This is a genomic window from Trueperaceae bacterium (assembly GCA_019454765.1).
In the GTDB taxonomy this organism is placed as follows: domain Bacteria; phylum Deinococcota; class Deinococci; order Deinococcales; family Trueperaceae; genus JAAYYF01.
In genome coordinates this window covers 1-16,747 of the sequence record JACFNR010000035.1, presented here as the reverse complement: position 1 = coordinate 16,747, position 16,747 = coordinate 1, and the positions used below count along the sequence as shown (strand labels likewise).

17 protein-coding genes are annotated in these 16,747 nt (G+C 71.5%); 5 read left to right on the top strand and 12 right to left on the bottom strand.

Going from position 1 to position 16,747, the window contains the following annotated elements; translation table 11 throughout:
• Positions 1-39 precede the first annotated feature (39 nt).
• Positions 40-1,716 (bottom strand): S49 family peptidase, encoded by a 1,677-nt coding sequence (locus tag H3C53_09865; protein MBW7916970.1) that lies wholly within the window; start codon positions 1,714-1,716, stop codon positions 40-42.
• 53 nt (positions 1,717-1,769) lie between these two features.
• Between H3C53_09865 and H3C53_09860 the strand changes: the two genes are divergently transcribed.
• A complete protein-coding gene (locus tag H3C53_09860) occupies positions 1,770-2,291 on the top strand; it encodes a DUF1572 family protein (protein ID MBW7916969.1) in 522 nt (173 codons plus the stop codon).
• 10 nt (positions 2,292-2,301) lie between these two features.
• Here the strand turns inward: H3C53_09860 and H3C53_09855 are convergent, their stop codons facing one another.
• Positions 2,302-3,135, bottom strand: a complete 834-nt coding sequence (locus H3C53_09855) for a DMT family transporter (GenBank protein MBW7916968.1) — start codon at positions 3,133-3,135, stop codon at positions 2,302-2,304.
• An 86-nt stretch (positions 3,136-3,221) separates the two neighbouring features.
• Positions 3,222-3,962, bottom strand: coding sequence for a glycerophosphodiester phosphodiesterase (locus H3C53_09850; protein ID MBW7916967.1), 741 nt, complete (start codon positions 3,960-3,962; stop codon positions 3,222-3,224).
• A 482-nt stretch (positions 3,963-4,444) separates the two neighbouring features.
• Here H3C53_09850 and H3C53_09845 point away from each other — a divergent pair, with 482 nt between their 5' ends.
• Both H3C53_09845 and H3C53_09840 read left to right on the top strand, forming a co-directional pair.
• On the top strand, positions 4,445-4,894 hold the full coding sequence (locus H3C53_09845; protein ID MBW7916966.1) for a GNAT family N-acetyltransferase: 450 nt from the start codon (positions 4,445-4,447) through the stop codon (positions 4,892-4,894).
• A 112-nt stretch (positions 4,895-5,006) separates the two neighbouring features.
• Entirely contained in the window at positions 5,007-5,444 is a 438-nt protein-coding gene (locus tag H3C53_09840) for an OsmC family peroxiredoxin (GenBank protein ID MBW7916965.1), read from the top strand.
• Positions 5,445-5,554: 110 nt separating this feature from the next.
• Here H3C53_09840 and H3C53_09835 read toward each other — a convergent pair whose 3' ends face one another.
• Together H3C53_09835 and H3C53_09830 are read right to left on the bottom strand one after the other, a co-directional pair.
• Positions 5,555-6,091 (bottom strand): YbaN family protein, encoded by a 537-nt coding sequence (locus H3C53_09835; protein ID MBW7916964.1) that lies wholly within the window; start codon positions 6,089-6,091, stop codon positions 5,555-5,557.
• Positions 6,092-6,159: 68 nt separating this feature from the next.
• The gene (locus H3C53_09830) at positions 6,160-6,807 is read right to left on the bottom strand and encodes an aminotransferase class IV (protein ID MBW7916963.1); all 648 of its coding nucleotides are present in this window, start codon (positions 6,805-6,807) and stop codon (positions 6,160-6,162) included.
• Positions 6,808-6,981: 174 nt separating this feature from the next.
• Here H3C53_09830 and H3C53_09825 point away from each other — a divergent pair, with 174 nt between their 5' ends.
• Both H3C53_09825 and H3C53_09820 read left to right on the top strand, forming a co-directional pair.
• On the top strand, positions 6,982-8,910 hold the full coding sequence (locus tag H3C53_09825) for an ABC transporter ATP-binding protein (GenBank protein MBW7916962.1): 1,929 nt from the start codon (positions 6,982-6,984) through the stop codon (positions 8,908-8,910).
• Positions 8,911-9,096: 186 nt separating this feature from the next.
• Positions 9,097-9,324 (top strand): cold-shock protein, encoded by a 228-nt coding sequence (locus tag H3C53_09820; protein ID MBW7916961.1) that lies wholly within the window; start codon positions 9,097-9,099, stop codon positions 9,322-9,324.
• Positions 9,325-9,412: 88 nt separating this feature from the next.
• Here the strand turns inward: H3C53_09820 and H3C53_09815 are convergent, their stop codons facing one another.
• The 7 genes from H3C53_09815 to H3C53_09785 form a co-directional block, all read right to left on the bottom strand.
• Positions 9,413-10,195: an ABC transporter ATP-binding protein gene (locus H3C53_09815; GenBank protein ID MBW7916960.1), complete on the bottom strand. Its 783-nt coding sequence runs from the start codon at positions 10,193-10,195 to the stop codon at positions 9,413-9,415.
• Positions 10,192-11,001 (bottom strand): ABC transporter ATP-binding protein, encoded by an 810-nt coding sequence (locus tag H3C53_09810; GenBank protein MBW7916959.1) that lies wholly within the window; start codon positions 10,999-11,001, stop codon positions 10,192-10,194. The genes H3C53_09815 and H3C53_09810 overlap by 4 nt, the downstream gene beginning before the upstream one ends.
• A gap of 51 nt (positions 11,002-11,052) precedes the next feature.
• Positions 11,053-12,231 carry an ABC transporter substrate-binding protein gene (locus tag H3C53_09805; GenBank protein MBW7916958.1) on the bottom strand — a complete coding sequence of 393 codons (1,179 nt, stop codon included), beginning with the start codon at positions 12,229-12,231 and terminating at the stop codon, positions 11,053-11,055.
• A 121-nt stretch (positions 12,232-12,352) separates the two neighbouring features.
• Positions 12,353-13,237: a branched-chain amino acid ABC transporter permease gene (locus tag H3C53_09800; GenBank protein MBW7916957.1), complete on the bottom strand. Its 885-nt coding sequence runs from the start codon at positions 13,235-13,237 to the stop codon at positions 12,353-12,355.
• A 19-nt stretch (positions 13,238-13,256) separates the two neighbouring features.
• A complete protein-coding gene (locus H3C53_09795; protein MBW7916956.1) occupies positions 13,257-14,234 on the bottom strand; it encodes a branched-chain amino acid ABC transporter permease in 978 nt (325 codons plus the stop codon).
• Between the two features lie 26 nt (positions 14,235-14,260).
• The gene (locus H3C53_09790) at positions 14,261-16,012 is read right to left on the bottom strand and encodes a long-chain fatty acid--CoA ligase (GenBank protein MBW7916955.1); all 1,752 of its coding nucleotides are present in this window, start codon (positions 16,010-16,012) and stop codon (positions 14,261-14,263) included.
• Positions 16,013-16,098: 86 nt separating this feature from the next.
• Positions 16,099-16,689: a flavodoxin gene (locus H3C53_09785; protein ID MBW7916954.1), complete on the bottom strand. Its 591-nt coding sequence runs from the start codon at positions 16,687-16,689 to the stop codon at positions 16,099-16,101.
• Positions 16,690-16,747: the final 58 nt, after the last annotated feature.

Here is a 16,747-nt window from a genome sequence, read left to right as displayed (position 1 = left end):
GCGGTAGGACTTTTGCCTTCTTCCGCCGGGCAGGTCCAGTCAGCGCACCGCGAGGTGGGCGGGGTGAAGTAGCCACGCTCGCTCGCGCAGCCCGGCACCGAACGTGCGCAGGATGGTGGTGGGATCCTCGGCCGTCGGGAGGACGTACCTGGCGGGCGCGGGGACGCGCCACACGGCCGCGTCCGGCGGCAGTCCGGCCAGCTCCCTGGCGCGGTCCAGGGCCTGCGGCACGCCGCCCAGCTCGTCCACCAGCCCGCGCTCCAGAGCGTCCGCGCCCGACCAGATGCGCCCGCGGCCGATCTCGTCGACGGACTTCTCGTCCAGGCGCCGCCCGGCGGCGACCCGGGCGACGAACCGCCCGTAGACCTCCTCGGTGTAGCGTTCGAGCAGCGCGCGCTCGTGCCCATCGAAGGGCCGGTGGGTCGCCATCAGGCCCGCGAAGCGACCGCGCTCGAGGCTCTCGACGTTCGCGCCGTAACGGGCGTAGAGCTCCTCCAGCACCGGCTTCATGGTCAGGACCCCAATAGAGCCCGTCAGGGTGGTGGCCTCGGCCAGCACGCGCGTGGCGTGCGTCAGCACGTAGTAGCCGCCGCTCGCCGCCACGGCCCCCATCACGGCGACCACCGGCATGCGCCGCGCGAGCAGCTCCACCTCGCGCCCGATCAGGTCGGAGGCGAGCGCCGACCCGCCGCCCGACTCCACGTGCAGCACGACGGCGCGCGTGCGGGCGTCGCGACCGGCGGCGCGCAGGGCCCCGACCAGCGTCTCGGAACCGGCGGTGCGGCGCCCCACGACGGGCAGCGGCAGCGGCGAGGAGCGGCTCTGGCCGGTGACGATGACCCCCTCGAGGCCCACGAGCGCGACCCTGTCCGCTCGGGTGGCGAGGCGCCGCCCGGGCAGGTAGCGGCGGGCGGCCGCGACGGGCCGCGCGGCGGCGTCGAGCGCCTCGTCCTCGTACGCCACCGCGTCGAGCATGCCCAGCTCGGCGGCCTTGGCCGCGGAGGTCACGCCCGCGTCCACCCAGGCGGCCACCGCCTCAGGAGGTCGACCCCGGTCGTGGCCGATGGCGGCGTGCGTGGTTGCCACGACGCTGTCGAGGTAGGCGCCGTACTGCTCGCGTTGCGCCTCGCTCATGCGCGTGCGGACGAGCTCGTCGCCCGCGTTCTTGTACTCCCCGACGGCAACCTTCTCGAAGCGCACGCCCGCCCTGCCGAGCGAGTCGCCGAGGAAGGTGGCCGTCAGCGCCAGGCCGGTCACCTGGAACTCGGCGCTGGGCGGCGCCGTGATGCGGTCGGCGGCGCTGGCGAGGTAATAGCTCGCGTTGTCGAACGCGGTCGCGAGAACCTCCACCCGCTTGCCGGCCGCGCGCAGCCGCGCGAACTGGCGCCGCACGGCCGTCGCGGCGGTGAGCGACAAGTTCAGCTCCGTGAACCGGAACGCCACCGCGCGCAGCCAGTCGGCGCGCAGGAGGGACTCCACCAGTCGGTCGAGCTCCTCGAGCGACATGACCGGGGGCGTCACCCGCACCAGCCGGGCCGGGAACGGGCGCGCCTCCTTGAGGGCGGGGAAGGAGCCGCGCAACTCGATGACGATGCGCTGAGGCCGCCGGCCGGGCAGGGCGTTCCGCGCCGCGTCCGTCGCCGCGGTGACGGCGTTGACCACCGCCGCGAAGGCCGTGGCGAGGCCCCTGGTCGCGCCCTGTTCGTCTCGCGTCATGCCGCCATCTTACGGGCACGGCACGAGACCCCACCGTGGCGGTAGCATCTGCCATGGACGCGACGGGGCTCGAGCACACGGTCGGCCGGCTGTTCCTCGCCGGGATGGAGAACGGTTACCGAGGCCAGAAGGCGTTGGCGGAACGCGCGCTCGCGCAGCTGGACGACGCCGATTGGCACCGCACCCTGGACGCAGGCGGCAACTCGATCGCCGTGATCGTGCGGCACGTGGCGGGCAACCTGCGCTCGCGCTGGCGCGACTTCCTCACCTCCGACGGCGAGAAACCGGACAGGCGCAGGGACGACGAGTTCGAACCCGGCGGCCAGGCGGTGAGCGCCATGCTCGAGGAGTGGCAGGCCGGCTTCGACGAGGTGTTGGAGACGCTGGCGCGCCTGACGCCCGCCGACCTCACCCGCACCGTGACCATCAGGGGCAAGGCGCTGGGCGTCGTGGACGCCATCCTGCGCAACTACGACCACACCGGCCACCATGTGGGGCAGGTGGTGTTCCTCGCCAAGCATTGGCGGGGCGACGCGTGGCAGACGCTGTCCATCCCTCGGAAGGGCAAGGGCTGAGGGTGGCCGCCTAGTTGCCGGGGCGCAGGCCGCGCATGGCCTTGCGCTCCTTGAGCGAGATGGCGACGCCCGCACCCACCACCACGAGGATCCCGGTCCAGCCGAGCGCGTCGGGCAGGTCGCCGTACGCCAGGTAGCCGTAGAGCACGGCGGTCACCATCTCGAAGTAGCCGACCGGCGCCAGCCAGGTGGCGGGGGCGTGGTCGAAGGCCTTGATGAGCAGGAAGTGCCCGCCGGCCGCCAGCACGCCGAGAAGCACCATGGTGGCGAAGTCGAGCGGCGTGACGCGCACCCACACGAACGGCACGACCGCGGACATGACGACGGCGCCGACGACGGCCGTGTAGCCGAGCGTGACGAGCGGCGGCGCGCTGCCCGCCAGGGCACGGGTGAACAGCATGTAGAAACCGTGCACGACGCCGGCCGCCAGCGCCAGCCCGGCGCCCCACCCGAGCATCCCGGAGCCCGGCCTGAGGATCAGCACGATGCCCGCGAAGCCGACGAGCACGGCCAGCACGCGCCAGGCGCCGACGCGCTCCCGCAACAGCAGCGGCGCCGCCACCGTCACGACGAGCGGCGACACGAAGAAGAGCGCCAGGGCCGTCGCCTGCGGCAGGAGCGAGAGGGCGAAGAAGAACAGCGCCGTGCCGGCCAGGAGTAGGCCGCCACGCACGAGCTGGAGGCCAGCCTGACGTGGCCAGAGCCCCTGACCGCCGAAGCGGAGGAGGAGGACCGGCAGCATGCACGCCAGGTGGAACAGGTAACGCGCCCACACGATCATGGGCACGGGGTAGCGCTGGCTGAGCCCCTTGGCGAGGCCGTCCATGATCGGGAGCAGGACCATGGCGCACAGCATCAGGGTGGTGCCGAGCAGCAGGTCCGACCGGACCTCGGGCGCCGCCGGTGCGCGGCGCGGGGTCCGCGCAGCGCTCAACGCCGCGCCGCGAGCAGCGCCTCCGGGACGTCGCCGATGAGGCCGTCCACTCCCAGGCCCAGCAGGCGCCGCGCCAGTTCGACGTCGTTGACCGTCCACACGAAGACGGCCAGGCCCGCCGCGCGCCAGGCGCTCATGCGCTCGGCCGTGACGAGCGAGTGATGCGGGTGCACCGCCACGACGGGCAGGCTGGGCAGGAGCGCGAGGGCCGTCGCGTCGAACGCCAGGAACGCGAGGGGGACGTCCGGCCGGGTCGCCGCCAGGGTGAGTAGCTGCAGGGGGTCGAAGCTCGAGAGCCACAGGCGGCGGCGGACCGCCTCGGGCCAGCCGCCGAGCTCTCGGGCGAGCTCGGGGGCTCGGGGGTCGTCGAACGGCGCTGCCGTCTTCAACTCGAGGTTGACGAGCGCCGCCGGGAACGCCTCCATGAAGGCGCGCAGGTCGCCGAGGTCGAGCATGGCGGGCTCCCGCCGCCTGACCTCGGCGAGCGCGAGCTTGGCGATGAAGGCGTCAGGTGCACCGTCGTCGCCGTGCAGGTACGGGTCGTGACTTATCACGAGGGCACCGTCGCTCGTGCGCTGCAGGTCGGTCTCGAGGCCGTCGAGCCCTGCCAAGAGCGCCGCCCGGAACGACGCGAGGGTGTTCTCGTGGGCCAGGCGCGGGGCGCCGCGGTGGCCGAGGAGCAGGGGCGCGCGGTCGCGCCATGGGAGCGGCGCGGCGGCGCCTGCTGGGCGTTCCATGCCGTCGATGATACGAGAGCCGGGGGGCCGCCGCCCCGTATCATCGGCCGGTGGGTGCCGGTCCCGAGGTCAGGCTCTTCCGTGACGCCTCCGAGTTCGTCGAGGTCGCGGAACCGTTCCTCCTGGCAGAGGAGGAGCGTCACTGCCTGCTGCTGGGCCTCCTGCCCGACCTCAGTTCGGTGCGGGGGCCGTTCCTCGCCGCCGCCGGACTCGGTGACGCCCCCGCGTTGGTGGCGCTGCGCACCCCGCCGCACCGGTTGATCCTGAGCGAGGTGGCGCTGCCTGGCGACGCGGCGGAGGCCGTGGCGCTGCTGGTCGGGGCAGCGCCGGCGGACCTACCGGGGGTGGTCGGCCCGCCGCGCGAGAGCGCGGCCTTCGCGGCGGCGTGGACCGCGCGCCACGGCGGTCACGCCGAGGTGGACCGCCACGACCTCATCTACCGTTGCCGTGAGCCGGTCGCCCCGCGGGGCGTGCCCGGCCGCATGGTGCGCGCCGGACGCGAACGCGCCCTTCTCCTCGCCGCTTGGCGCCGGGAGTTCACGCGAGAGGCACTGCCCGGGGAGGCGCTCACGGCGCGGGCCGCGGCGGCTGTCGTCGGGTCCGAGCTGGCGTGGCGGGAGGGCGGCCTGTGGCTGTGGGAGGTGGACGGCGAGCCGGTCAGCATGGCGGGCGCGCGAGGTCCAACCCGCCACGGCATCCGCATCGGGCCCGTCTACACGCCCCCCGTCCAGCGCGGCCGGGGTTACGCCGGCGCCCTCACGGCCGAGCTCACCCGCCTTCTCCTTGCCGCGGGCCGCGCTCACGTCACGCTGTTCACGGACGCCGCCAACCCGGTCTCTAACCGGCTCTACCAGGCGATCGGCTACCGCCGGGTGGGGGAGCAGGACGTGCACGACTTCGGTCCCGGCGAGGGCGGCGGGGATCCGGCCTGACGGCCCCGCGGCCCCGCGACCCCACAGGCGACGCCGGCACGGCGGGCTACGATGGCTCCTGGACGGCGCGGAGGTCGTCGGCCCGGCGCCGGGCACAACCGAGGAGGATGCAATGCCGATCACCAAAGCCAACGCTCACTGGACCGGGTCGCTGAAGGACGGCAAGGGCGACATGGAACTGGCCAGCGGCGCGTACCGCGGTCCGTTCTCGTTCGTCTCGCGCTTCGAGCGCGGCGCCGGGCCGGAGACGGGCACCAACCCCGAGGAGTTGTTGGCGGCCGCTCACGCCGGCTGCTTCTCCATGGCGCTATCGGGCCAGTTGACGAGCGCGGGTCACGCCCCCGTCAGCATCGAGTCGACGGCGGCGGTGACGATGGAGCGGATCGACGGCGCCATGACCATCAGCAAGAGCCACATCGTCACGAAGGTGAAGGTGGAGGGCATAGAGGACGCCGACTTCCAGCGAGCGGTCGATGCCGCGGCCAAGACGTGCCCGGTGTCGCGCGCGCTCGCCGGCGTGACGATAACCGTGGAGGCCACGCGCCTGTAGTCCCGCCAGGTTCGGCCGCTCGTGGCGTCCAGCCGCCCTCGGGCCGCCGACTCTGGTGGGCCGGTCTCGCGCCGCCCGGGTGGGGGCCCGAGACGGGCGCGCGCGCCCGCTCAGGTGCGGCCGCGCGCCACCGGGTCGGCCGCCTTGGTCGGCACGTGGAACACGTACCACACTCCGAACAACGCCGTGAGCACGATGAGCGACCCCACGACGGCGTTGCCGCGCTGCACGCCGACCAGCCACGCGCTGAAAGACGACACGGCGAGGATGATGGCGGACGCGTACCACTTGACCCACCTGGGGATCCCCTTGCCTGCTCGGTAGTCGCGGATGAGGGGACCGAACAGCCGATGGTTCATCACCCAGTTGTAGAAACGGGGGCTCGACTGGGCGAAGAACCACGTGGCGATCAGGAGGAACACGGTCCCCGGCATGCCGGGGACGATGTAGCCGACCACGCCGAGGCCGACCGCCACGAACCCGGCGACCACGAACCCCGCCCGCAGCAGCGGGTGCCGCAGCAGCCTCACCTCGGAGCTGTAGTCGACCCACTGCCGCCCGGGGGCCGGCGCCGAGCCGGCGGCGGCGCGCGGTTCCTCGACCGTGGGGGCCTCGTGAGGCTCTCCACCTGAACGTTCCGGCGGCATCTGGGTCAGAGTCTACCCCCGGTCGCCCGGCCGCGCCCGCGCGGCGTGACGCTCGCTCACCGGCGCGCTCAACCGTCGACGACCCGGACGAGGCCGGGCGCGAGCACCGCGCGGCGCAGGCCGCGGAGCGAGTTGCCGAGGTAGAACTCGCCCGCCTCGAGGTCGGCCAGGCTCAACTCGCCCTCGCGGCAGGCGCCGGTGGCGATGAGCTCCCCGCGCAGCACGCCGGGCAGGGCGCCCGCGCTGGTGGGTGGCGTCACGAGCTCAGCGCCTCGCCGCGCGAAGACGTTGCTTATGGCGCCCTCCGCCACCGCCCCGAGCCTGTTGAGGAACACGACGTCGGCCAGGCCGGCCGCGGCGGCGCGCGCCGTGGCCAGGTCGTAGAGAGCGCGCGCCGTGGTCTTGTGGCGCCTGAGCGGGTCGCGTTCGTCGCACCGTTCGAGCGCCACCCCCACGAGCACGGGCTCGGGCGCCTCCACCGGGAGGGGCGCCGTCGTCACCAGTAAATCGCCGGAGCGCGTCACCTGCAGCCGCACGCGCGCCGGACCCCTCAGCTCCGCCGCGGCGGCGAGGAGGCGCTCGCGCGCCGCGCGGGGCGAGAAGCCGATGCCGAGGTAGCCGCAGGACCGAGCGAGCCTGGCGAGGTGCGCGTCGAGACGCACGAACCCCTCGTCGTGGCGGAGGGTCTCGAACGGTTCTGGTGGCGGCGCCTCCATGCTCGAGTCAGGCTACAGCGGCGGCGCGGTGCCCGTCGTCGCGGCGCGGTCGCCTGCTCGCGGGCGAGACGGCGCACGCGGTGCGACAATGCTGCTCGTGATCCGACCCCGGGCCGAGCGCAACCAGACCGCGCCGGCGGCGCCCCGTCGCCGCGCGTGGCAAGTGAGCCGCCCGTGACGGCGACTCGCGGCGCCCCGCGGCGCGGCGGCTCGGCCGGCGACGCGTCGAGCGTGTCGCTAGCGCAGCAGCTCCGCGACCTGCGCGCCACCCTCGGGCTGGTGTGGCGGGCCAACCCCTGGTTCACGGCCGGCCTGGCCGGGCTTAGCGTGGTGCAGGCGCTCCTGCCGGCCGCCAACCTGTGGATCGCCAAGCTCCTGCTCGACGCCGTGGCAGCCGCCATCGCGGGCGAGCTCGGGTCGCCGGGTGAGGCGCTCGGCCGCATGCTGGGCCTGCTCCTCCTGCAGCTCGGGCTCACGGCGACCGTGAGCGTGGTAGGCACCGTTCAGGGTTCGCTTCGCGAGCTGCTCGGGGACTCGCTGCAGAACCGCATCAGCCGCCTCATCCTCGCGAAGGCGGGTCAACTCGAGCTCGCGCAGTTCGAGGACCCCAAGAGCTACGACGCGCTGCAGAACGCCTACCGCGAGGTCGGCACGCGCCCGTTGGGCGTGTTCACGCAGGTGGTGGCCCTCGGGCAGGCGGTCCTGACGCTCGGCTCGGTCAGCGCGCTCATGGTGCAACTCGGCTGGGTCGTGGTGCCGCTCGTGCTGGTCGCCTCCGTCCCGGGGGTCGTCGCCTCGTCGCGTTTCGGCACCGAGGGGTACCGGATGCTCAGGCGCTTCGCGACCGACGCGCGGCGCCAGAACTACCTGGGCCAGCTCCTGACGAACGACCAGGCCGTGAAGGAGATCCGGCTGTTCGGCTTCGGCGACTACCTGCTGCAACGGTGGCAGGAGTACTACCTCAGGTTCAGGCGCCAGCTCGTGTCGCTCACCTTGAGGCGCAGCGGCTGGGGCCTGGCGGCGTCGCTCTTCTCCACCGGCATGGTCGGAGCCGCCACCTACCTCGTGCTGCGGCGCGCCGCGGCGGGACTGGTGACGGTGGGCGACTTCGGCCTGTTCATCCAGGGGATCGCGCAGCTGCAGGGCCAGTTCGGCAACCTGCTCTCGGGCTTCAGCGGCATCTACCAGCACCTGCTCTACATGCGCAACCTATTCGAGTTCCTCGAGCTGCCGACCGGTCTGGCCGAGGAGGGCGAGGAGTGGAGGGGCGCGATCACCGACATCGAGTTCGAGGCGGTGAGCTTCCGCTACCCGTTGACGGAAGAGGACGTACTCCACGCCGTGTCGTTCAAGGTGTCCCGCTCCGAGACGCTGGCGCTGGTCGGGGAGAACGGCGCGGGCAAGTCGACCATCGTGAAGCTGATGACCGCGCTCTACCGGCCTACCGCTGGCCGCATCCTCGTGAACGGCCTCGACGCCGCTCGCTTCAGCGCCGCCAGCCTCCGCGCGGAGATGAGCACCGTGTTCCAGGACTTCGGGACGTATCAGATGACGGTGAGGGAGAACATCGCCATCGGCGACGTGGGGGGCGGGATGCCCGGCCGCATGGAGGGTGGCGCCGCCGACGAGGCCGCGAGAGCGCCGGGCGAGGGCGCCGCGGCCGCGGCGGTGCGGTCTGCCGCGGAGCGCGCCGGGGCCGACCGCTTCATCGCCGAGCTGCCCGACGGTTACGACAACATGCTGGGCAGGTGGTTCGAGGGCGGCCGCCAGCTCTCGGGGGGCCAGTGGCAGCGCATCGCGCTGGCGCGCCTCTACTACCGAGGCGGGTCCGTGCTCATCTTCGACGAGCCCACCAGCGCCCTCGACGCCGACGCGGAGTTCGAGGTGATCGAGACGCTGCGTAAGCAGGCGCGGGGCCGCATCGCCGTCGTCGTCTCCCACCGCTTCAGCACCGTGCGCCTGGCGGACCGGATCGTGGTCCTCAGCGCCGGCACCATCACCGAGCGCGGCTCGCACGATGAGCTCACGCTGCTCGGCGGCACGTACGCTCGCATGTTCAACCGCCAAGCGCGCGGCTACCTCCAGGGGTACGAAGCCGACTAGCCGGCGGCTCGCGCCCGTGCCCGTGTACCTGGCGCGCGTCCGTCACTTGCCGAGGACCCGCCGACGTCGTACTATTCAGACTGTTCCGGGACAACCCGAGGGATGTTTCAGAACGGGGGCGTCACAGCCCTGAAATCGTGTGCCGGGCGCGGGAAGCCGCGGTCGGCAGGTAGGGAAACGGGAAACATGGCAACAGGCAAGGTCAAGTGGTTCAGCAGCGAGAAGGGCTTCGGCTTCATCGAACAGGGCGGCGGTCAACCCGACGTCTTCGTTCACTTCTCCGCCATCCAGGGTTCGGGCTTCCGTAACCTCAACGAGGGCGACGAGGTCACCTTCGACGTCGAGCAGGGCAAGAAGGGCCTCCAGGCGGCCAACGTGGTCGTCACGGCCAGCGCTGCCGGCAGCCGCTACTGAGCCCGTCCGAGGCTAGGTAGAAGACGCGCCCGCGGTCACCGCCGGTTCACCGGCGGTTCCGCGGGCGCCACTGCGTGGGGGCGTCGCTTCAGTTCCAGCGGCGGCGCCTGCGTCTCACGTGGAGGCGCGGCTCGTCGCCGCCCGTTCGCACGCCGAGGTAGAACTCCTGCACGTTCTCGTTGGCGCGCAGTTCGTCGGCGCTGCCCTCGAGCACGAAACGCCCACCCTCCAACACGTAGCCGTAATCGGCGATGGCGAGCGCCTGGTTGGCGTTCTGCTCCACCAGCAGGATGCCCATGCCCTCACGGTTGATGTCGCGGATCACGCCGAAGATCTCCTCGACGAGCATGGGGGCGAGGCCGAGGCTCGGCTCGTCGAGCATCAGGAGCTTCGGGCGGCTCATGAGCGCCCGGGCGATGGCTAGCATCTGCTGCTCGCCGCCCGACAGCGTGCCGGAGTCCTGGTGGAGGCGCTCCGCCAACCGCGGGAAGTAGCCGAACATCCGCTCCAGGTCGCTCTTCACGGTCGCCCGGTCGGTGCGGTGGAAGGCGCCGAGCTTGAGGCTCTCCGCCACGGTGAGGTCGGGGAACATGCCGCGGTCCTCCACCACGTAGGCGATGCCCGCCTGCGAGATGCGTTCCGTTGCGGCCCGCGTCATGTTCTTGCCCATGACGAGCACGCTGCCCTTGCGCGGCTCGTCGTCGATGAGGCTCATCACCGTCTTGAGCATCGTGCTCTTGCCGGCGCCGTTGGAGCCGAGCACCGCCACGCAGGTGCCGGCCGTCACGCTCAACGACACGCCCTTGAGCACGCGCAGTTGCTTGTGGTAGCCGCTCTCGACGGTGCGGAGCTCGAGCAGCGGCGCGCTCACGTTGGCGCCCCGACGGCGGTCTGGTCCGGTCGCTCCGCGAGCCGCGTGGTGCCGAGGTAGGCGCGCACCACGGCCGGGTCGTCCTGCACCTGCGCCGGGGTGCCGTCGGCGATCTTCATGCCGTGATCGAGGACCACCACCCGATCGGCCAGGCGACTCACCACGCGGAGGTCGTGCTCGACGACGAGCATGGTCAGGTTGAGGTCGCGCCTGAGGCGCAGCAGCGTGACCATCATGTCGTCCTTCTCCTCGACGGTCATGCCGGCCGCGGGCTCGTCGAGGAGCAGGAGCCTCGGTTCGGTCGCCAACGCGCGGGCCACCTCGATCAGCTTCTGCACCCCGTAGGGGAGGGCGCCGACGGGTTGGTTGCGGTAGGCCTGCAGGTCGAGGAGGTCCATGAGCTCCTCGGCGCGACGGCGTTGCGCGACCTCGTCCCTCACCCAGGCACGGGTGGAGAACATGGCGGAGAACAGGTTCGAGCGCACGTGCAGGTGACGGCCCAGGAGCAGGTTGTCGAGGCAGGTCAGGGTCTTGAAGAGCTCGATGTTCTGGAAGGAGCGGCCGATCCCGAGCCGCGCCACCATGTGGGGCGGGGTGCCGGTGATGACCTCGCCCCGCCAACGCACCGCGCCCGCCTGGGGGCGGTAGAAGCCGCAGATCACGTTGAACAGGCTGGTCTTGCCCGCCCCGTTGGGGCCGATGAGGGCGACGACCTCGCCCTCGTTCACCACGGTCGACACCTCAGCGAGGGCCGTGAGCCCCCTGAACGTCAGCGTCAGGTGGTCGAGTTCCAATAGCGTTGCCACGTCAGATAAGGGGGGTGGGGTGCGCCGCGGCGCACCCCACGTCGTGTGGCGTCAGAGGGACAGCCAGTCGGAGACCGGCCGCAGGCCCTGCGGCGTCACCTGCAGGAGCATGACGGAGTTGTTGCCCCTGTAGCTATCACCGAACGTCAGGTCGTGATAGAGCCCTTCGGTGTAGTTCTCGATGCCCTTGAGGGCCTCGATGAAGGAGGCGCGCGTCAGGTCGGGACCGGCCGCCTGGAGCGCCAGCACCATCGGCTCCGCGAACGCCACGCCCGCCAGCGCCCTGAACGGGTCGCGCGCGATCTCGGGGGCGTACGCCACGATGACGTCGCGGTAGATCTGGTCGGCGATCGGGTCGCCGTTGCCCTCGCCCACGATCACCGACGGCAGGCGGAGGAACACGGAGAAGAGGGCGCCCTGCATGCCCGGGTTGGCCATCAACGCCGGGTCGAGCAGGGTGACGGTGGCCAGCATCTGCGGCTTGAAGTCGAGGCGCTGGAACTCGCTCACGAGCGTGGCGGCCGCCGTCGGGTCGGAGAAGAGCAGCACCGAGTCGGCGCCGGAGCCCGCCAGGCGCAGCGCCTGCACGCCCTGGTTGGTGGTGCCGCGCTCGTAACTCACCTTGTCGCCGACCGTCACGTCGTGGCCCGCCGCGCGGAGCCGCTCGACCTCGGCCTCGAGCCCACGCAGGCCGGCCTGGCCGTAGCCGTCGTTCTGGTAGAAGATGGCGATGTTCTTGCTGCCGAGGGTCTCGACGGCGTAGCGCGTCATCAGCGTGGCCTCGACGACGTAGTCGGTGAAGGTCGTGAAGATCAACCCGTTCGACTGCTCGGCGAACACCTCGGAGCCCGTGGCCGGGCCGACCCACGGCACTCCCGCGCGCTGCAGGAGCGGCATGGCGGCGAGGCCGTTGGCCGTGCCGACGCCGGCCACGAAGGCGAACACCTGGTCGCGGTCGATGAGCTCGCGCACGGCCGCCACGGTGCGGGCCGGGTCGTAACCGTCGTCGCGCGAGTCGAGCACGAGCTTGCGGCCGTGGATGCCCCCCTGGTCGTTGATGTAGCGGAAGTAGGCGTCGACGGCGGTGGTGACGGAACCCCACGCCGCGGCTGGCCCGGACTGCGGCCCCCAGTTGCCGATGAGGATCTCCGTGTCGGTCACCCCCGGGTCGGCCGCCTGCGCGACCGCCATGACGAGGGCGAGGGTGAGTAGCGCGACGAGACGCTTCATGCTGCTCCTTTTCGGTGCCCCGCCTGCGGCTGGGGCGCGAGTTGAGTATTGCCCGACGCTACCACGGGACGCGCCGCCGTGCCGGCCGGAGGCTGCGCCGATCGGGCACCGGCGCCCCCGGTCAGACGCGTTTGACGTCGGCCCGGCCGAGGAGCCCGTGAGGCTTCAGGACGAGCACCAACACCACGACCAGGAAGGCGAAGGAGGCCTTGAACTCCAGCGACAGGTACACTCCGACGAGCAGCTCGAGCACGCCGAGCAGGTAGCCACCCAACACCGCGCCGGGCAGCGAGTTCATGCCGCCTATCACGGCGGCCACGAACCCCTTGCTGAGCGGGTCGAGCATCATGGTGGGGTTGAGGAGGGTGGTGGGCGCGAACAGGAGGGCCGCCGCCGTCGCGAGGACGGCCGCCGCGGCCCAGGTGGCCATCAGGACGGTACGCACCGGCAACCCCATCGCCTCGGCCACGTCCTCGCGCTGCGCCACGGCGCGCATGGCCACGCCGAGCTTCGTGTAGGTGAGTAGCGCCCACAACGCCACCATCAGCACCACTCCGAAGAGCGCCGTGACGAGCGAGACGAGGCTCACCGGCACCCCGCCGAGCCTGAGGATCTTGTCGGCGACGAGCGTGGGCACTAGCTTGTTGTCGGTCCCGAACAGCAGCGCGTCGAGTCCGCCCAACGCCAACGCCAACCCCAACGTGAGGATGAGGAGCCCGAGCTCGCTCTGGTTCTTCGCGGGCCGCACGAGCAGCAGGTAGACGAGGATGCCGATGGCGGCGGCTGCAACGAGCGCCAGGAGGAACGACACTCCGAACGGCACGCGCAGCTGCGTCAGGAGCGTGTAGGCGACGAAGGTGCCCACGACGCCGAGGTCGCCGTGCGCGAAGTTGAGGATGCGCGTCGTGCGGTAGAGGAGGACGAGGCCAAGGGCCACGAGGGCGTAGACGCTACCGACGCTGGCGCCGCTGACGAGGGCCTGGAGGAAGTGCTCGAGCCCCGTCACCGGGCGCCGCTCCCGCGGGTCACAGCGGCCACGACTTCCAGAAGCGCTTGATCTTGAGCCACCGGCCGTACAGCCCGGCGGGCTCCAGCATCATGATGGCGATGACGACCAGCCCGAACACGAGCTGCGACCAGGCGCGGAAGGTCGAGAGGTACAGGTCGAGTCCCGTGATGAAGCCAGCGCCGAGGAGGGCGCCGGGCAGGAAGCCGAGCCCGCCGACGATGATCATCAGGAGGAACTTGATGGAGAGCATCAGGTTGAAGCTCTCGGGCGTGATGTAACCCACCAGCGGCCCGTAGAGCGCGCCGGCTAGGCCGGCCACACCGGCGGAGATGATGAACGCCAGCGTCTTGTAGCGCGCCAACCCGACGCCACTCATCTGCGCGGCCAGGTCGGCGTCGCGGGTGGCCCGGAACGCGCGGCCGACGTGCGAGCGCTCGAGGTTCAGGAGCATCCAGGTGACCAGGCCGACCACGCCCAGCACGAGCCAGTAGTACGCCCTGTCGCCGTAGAAGTCGATGCCGAGCAGCTTGGGCCTGTCGACGAGCGTGCCGGTCGAGGCGCCGACCAGCGCCCAGTTGTTGAGGATCTGCTGGATGGCGAGGCCGAACCCGAGCGTCGCGATGGCCAGGTACGGCCCTTCGAGCCGCAGCGACGGCACCCCGATGACCACGCCGAGGAGCGCCGACACGACCACGGCCGCCAGCACCGCCAACACGAAGGGCAGGCCGTGCTGAGTGAGGACGGTGGTGACGTAGGCGCCGGCCGCGAGGAAGCCCGCGTGCCCGAGCGACACCTGGCCCGTCAGCCCGACCAGCACCGCCAGCGACAGGGCCACCAGCGCGTACACGAAGAAGAGGGTCATGTTGTAGATGAGGTAGCCCTTCACCAACAGCGGAAGGGCGACGAGCACCGCGCCGGCGAGGCCGGCCATCACCCACGCCTGCGACCCGCGGATCAACCAGAGGTCGTTCTCGTACCGCTCACGGAACAGCACGGGGACTCCTGGGGCCTAGCTGCCGGTCAGGCATACATCTCCTCGATCAGGTAGCGGTACTTGTTGGCGATGCTGGAACGCTTGACCTTCAGCGTGGCCGTTACCTCGCCGTCCTCGTGGTAGAGCCGCTTGGGCAGGATGGCGAACTTCTTCACCGTCTCGACCCGGGCCAGCGTGGCGTTGACGCGCTCGACCTCGGCCTCGATGAGCTCGCGCACCTCGGGGTTGGCCGCCAGGTCGGTGTAGGTCGAGTAGGCGAGCTGCCGCTCCATGGCCCAGTGCGTCACGTTGTCCTCGTCGAGCACCAGGAGGGCCGTCAGGTACTTGCGGCGGTCGCCTATCACGACGGCGTCGTTGATGTAGGGGCTCGACTTGAGTTGGTTCTCGATCTTCTGCGGCGCGATGTTCTTGCCGCCCGCCGTGATGAGGATGTCCTTCTTGCGGTCGGTGATCCGCAACTGCCCGTCGGGGTCGAGCTCGCCGACGTCGCCCGTGTGCAGCCAGCCGCCCTCGAGCGCCTCGGCCGTCGCGGCCGGGTCCTTGTGGTAACCGAGGAAGTTGCCTGGGCTGCGGCTCAAGATCTCACCGTCGTCCGCCAGCTTCACCTCGACGCCAGGGAACGGGAAGCCCACGGTGCCGAGGCGACCGCCGCTGCGGTGGATGCAGATGAGCCCCGTGGACTCGGTAAGGCCGAAGCCCTCGCGCACGTCGACGCCGATGGCCCGGAAGTACGCCAGGACCTCCGGCGCGATTGGCGCGGCGCCCGAGATGGCCACCCGCACTCGGTCGAGGCCCAGGCGGTAGCGCAGGAGGCGCAATACCGCCAGCTGAGCCAGGCCGGCCAACACTGGGTTGCCCCCCTTGGCCGCGCCGACGGCCGCGCCGTACGCCACCCGCTTGATGACGTTGGCGTCCTTCATGTTGAGTTCGACGAGCGAGTGGAGCTTCTCCCAGATCCGCGGCACGGCGAAGAAGACGGTGGGGCGGATCTCCTGGAGGTTGGTGAGCACGGTGTCGAGGTTCTCCGTGAACGACACCGTGTACCCGAACCGCAGCGGCGCCGCCACGCTGATGAGACGCTCGACGATGTGCGAGAGGGGTAGGAACGACAGGAGCTCGTCGTCGCGCTTGACCGGCGCCGCGCCGTGAAGCGAGTCGATCGCCCACAGCAGGTTCGCGTGCGACAGCATGGCGCCCTTCGGGTTGCCGGTGGTGCCGGAGGTGTAGATGAACAGCGCCGTGTCGTGCGGGTCGATGGCCGCGAGCCTCTCGTCGACGGGCGCCGGGTCGGAAGCGTAGCGCGCCGCGCCGGCGGCGAGCACCTCGTCCCACGCGAGGATGCCGTCCACGTCCTCCGGTTCCACCACGATCACCCACTCGACGTGCTCGCAGCGGTCCCGCACGGCCAGCCACTTCTCGAGCTGCTCGGCGTCCTCGAGCACCAGGCCCACCGCGTCCGAGTGGTTCACGTGGTAGGCGAGTTGCTCCGGGCTGCTCGTGGTGTACACGCCGACCGTGGCGGCCCCGGCCGTCTGGATGGCGATGTCGGCGATCAACCACTCCGGCCGGTTCTCGCACAGGACGGCCACGCGCTCCCCGGGCCGGAGGCCGAGATGGATCATCTCCCGCGCCAGGGCGTTCACACGGGCCGCGTAGTCGGCCCACGAGATCTTCTCCCAGAGGCCGAGGCGCTTGACCCTGAGTGCCACGCCGGTGTCCGTTGCTCTCGCTCGCAGCAGCGCCGGCACGCTGCGCGCGCTGACCGTTCCGTCCTGCATCGTACCGGCGATTCTAACCGGCAACGTGCCAGGCACCGCCTAGGTGGCGGCCGCGCCGCCGGCTCGCGCGGCGCTACCGCCGTCCGTCAGACGGCGCGGTCCAGCACCGGCTCGGCGGGAAGCGCGCCGGCCGCGCGGAGCTCACCCGCCAGCTGCGCGCACCACAGCTTCACGCGCGGCGCGGTGAGCTCGGGGTCGTTGTCCTCGTCCAGCCCGAGGCCGACGAAGTTGTCGCCGCGCAGGGCCAGCGAGTCCGTGAAGACGTATCCGGCCGTCGACCACTCGCCTATCAGGGTGCACCCCGTGGGCGCGAGCGCCCTGGCGATGGTGTCCAGCGCGTCGAGGTACGTGTCGGGGTAACCGCGCCGGTCGCCGGTCCCGAACAGCGCCACGAACCTGCCGCGCAGGTCGAGCGCGCCGACCTCGTCCAGGCGCAACTCCCAGTCGGTCGGCAACTGCCCGATGTTCCAGGTGGAGGAGCCGATCACGATGAGATCGAAGGAGGGAAGCTCGGCGAGGTCCAACCAGCCGGCGTCGCGGCAGGCGACGTCGACACCCAACTCGGCAGCCAGCGCGTGCGCGACCGACTCGGCGACGACCTCGGTGGCTCCGAACATGGTGGCGTACACCACGATAGCTTTGAAGGGGGCGGCGGGGGGCCGCTTGCTGCTCGTCACGGTCCCCATGCTAGCCCCGGGCGGCGAGGACGAGCGTTGACCTTCGTCAAGCTGCGTG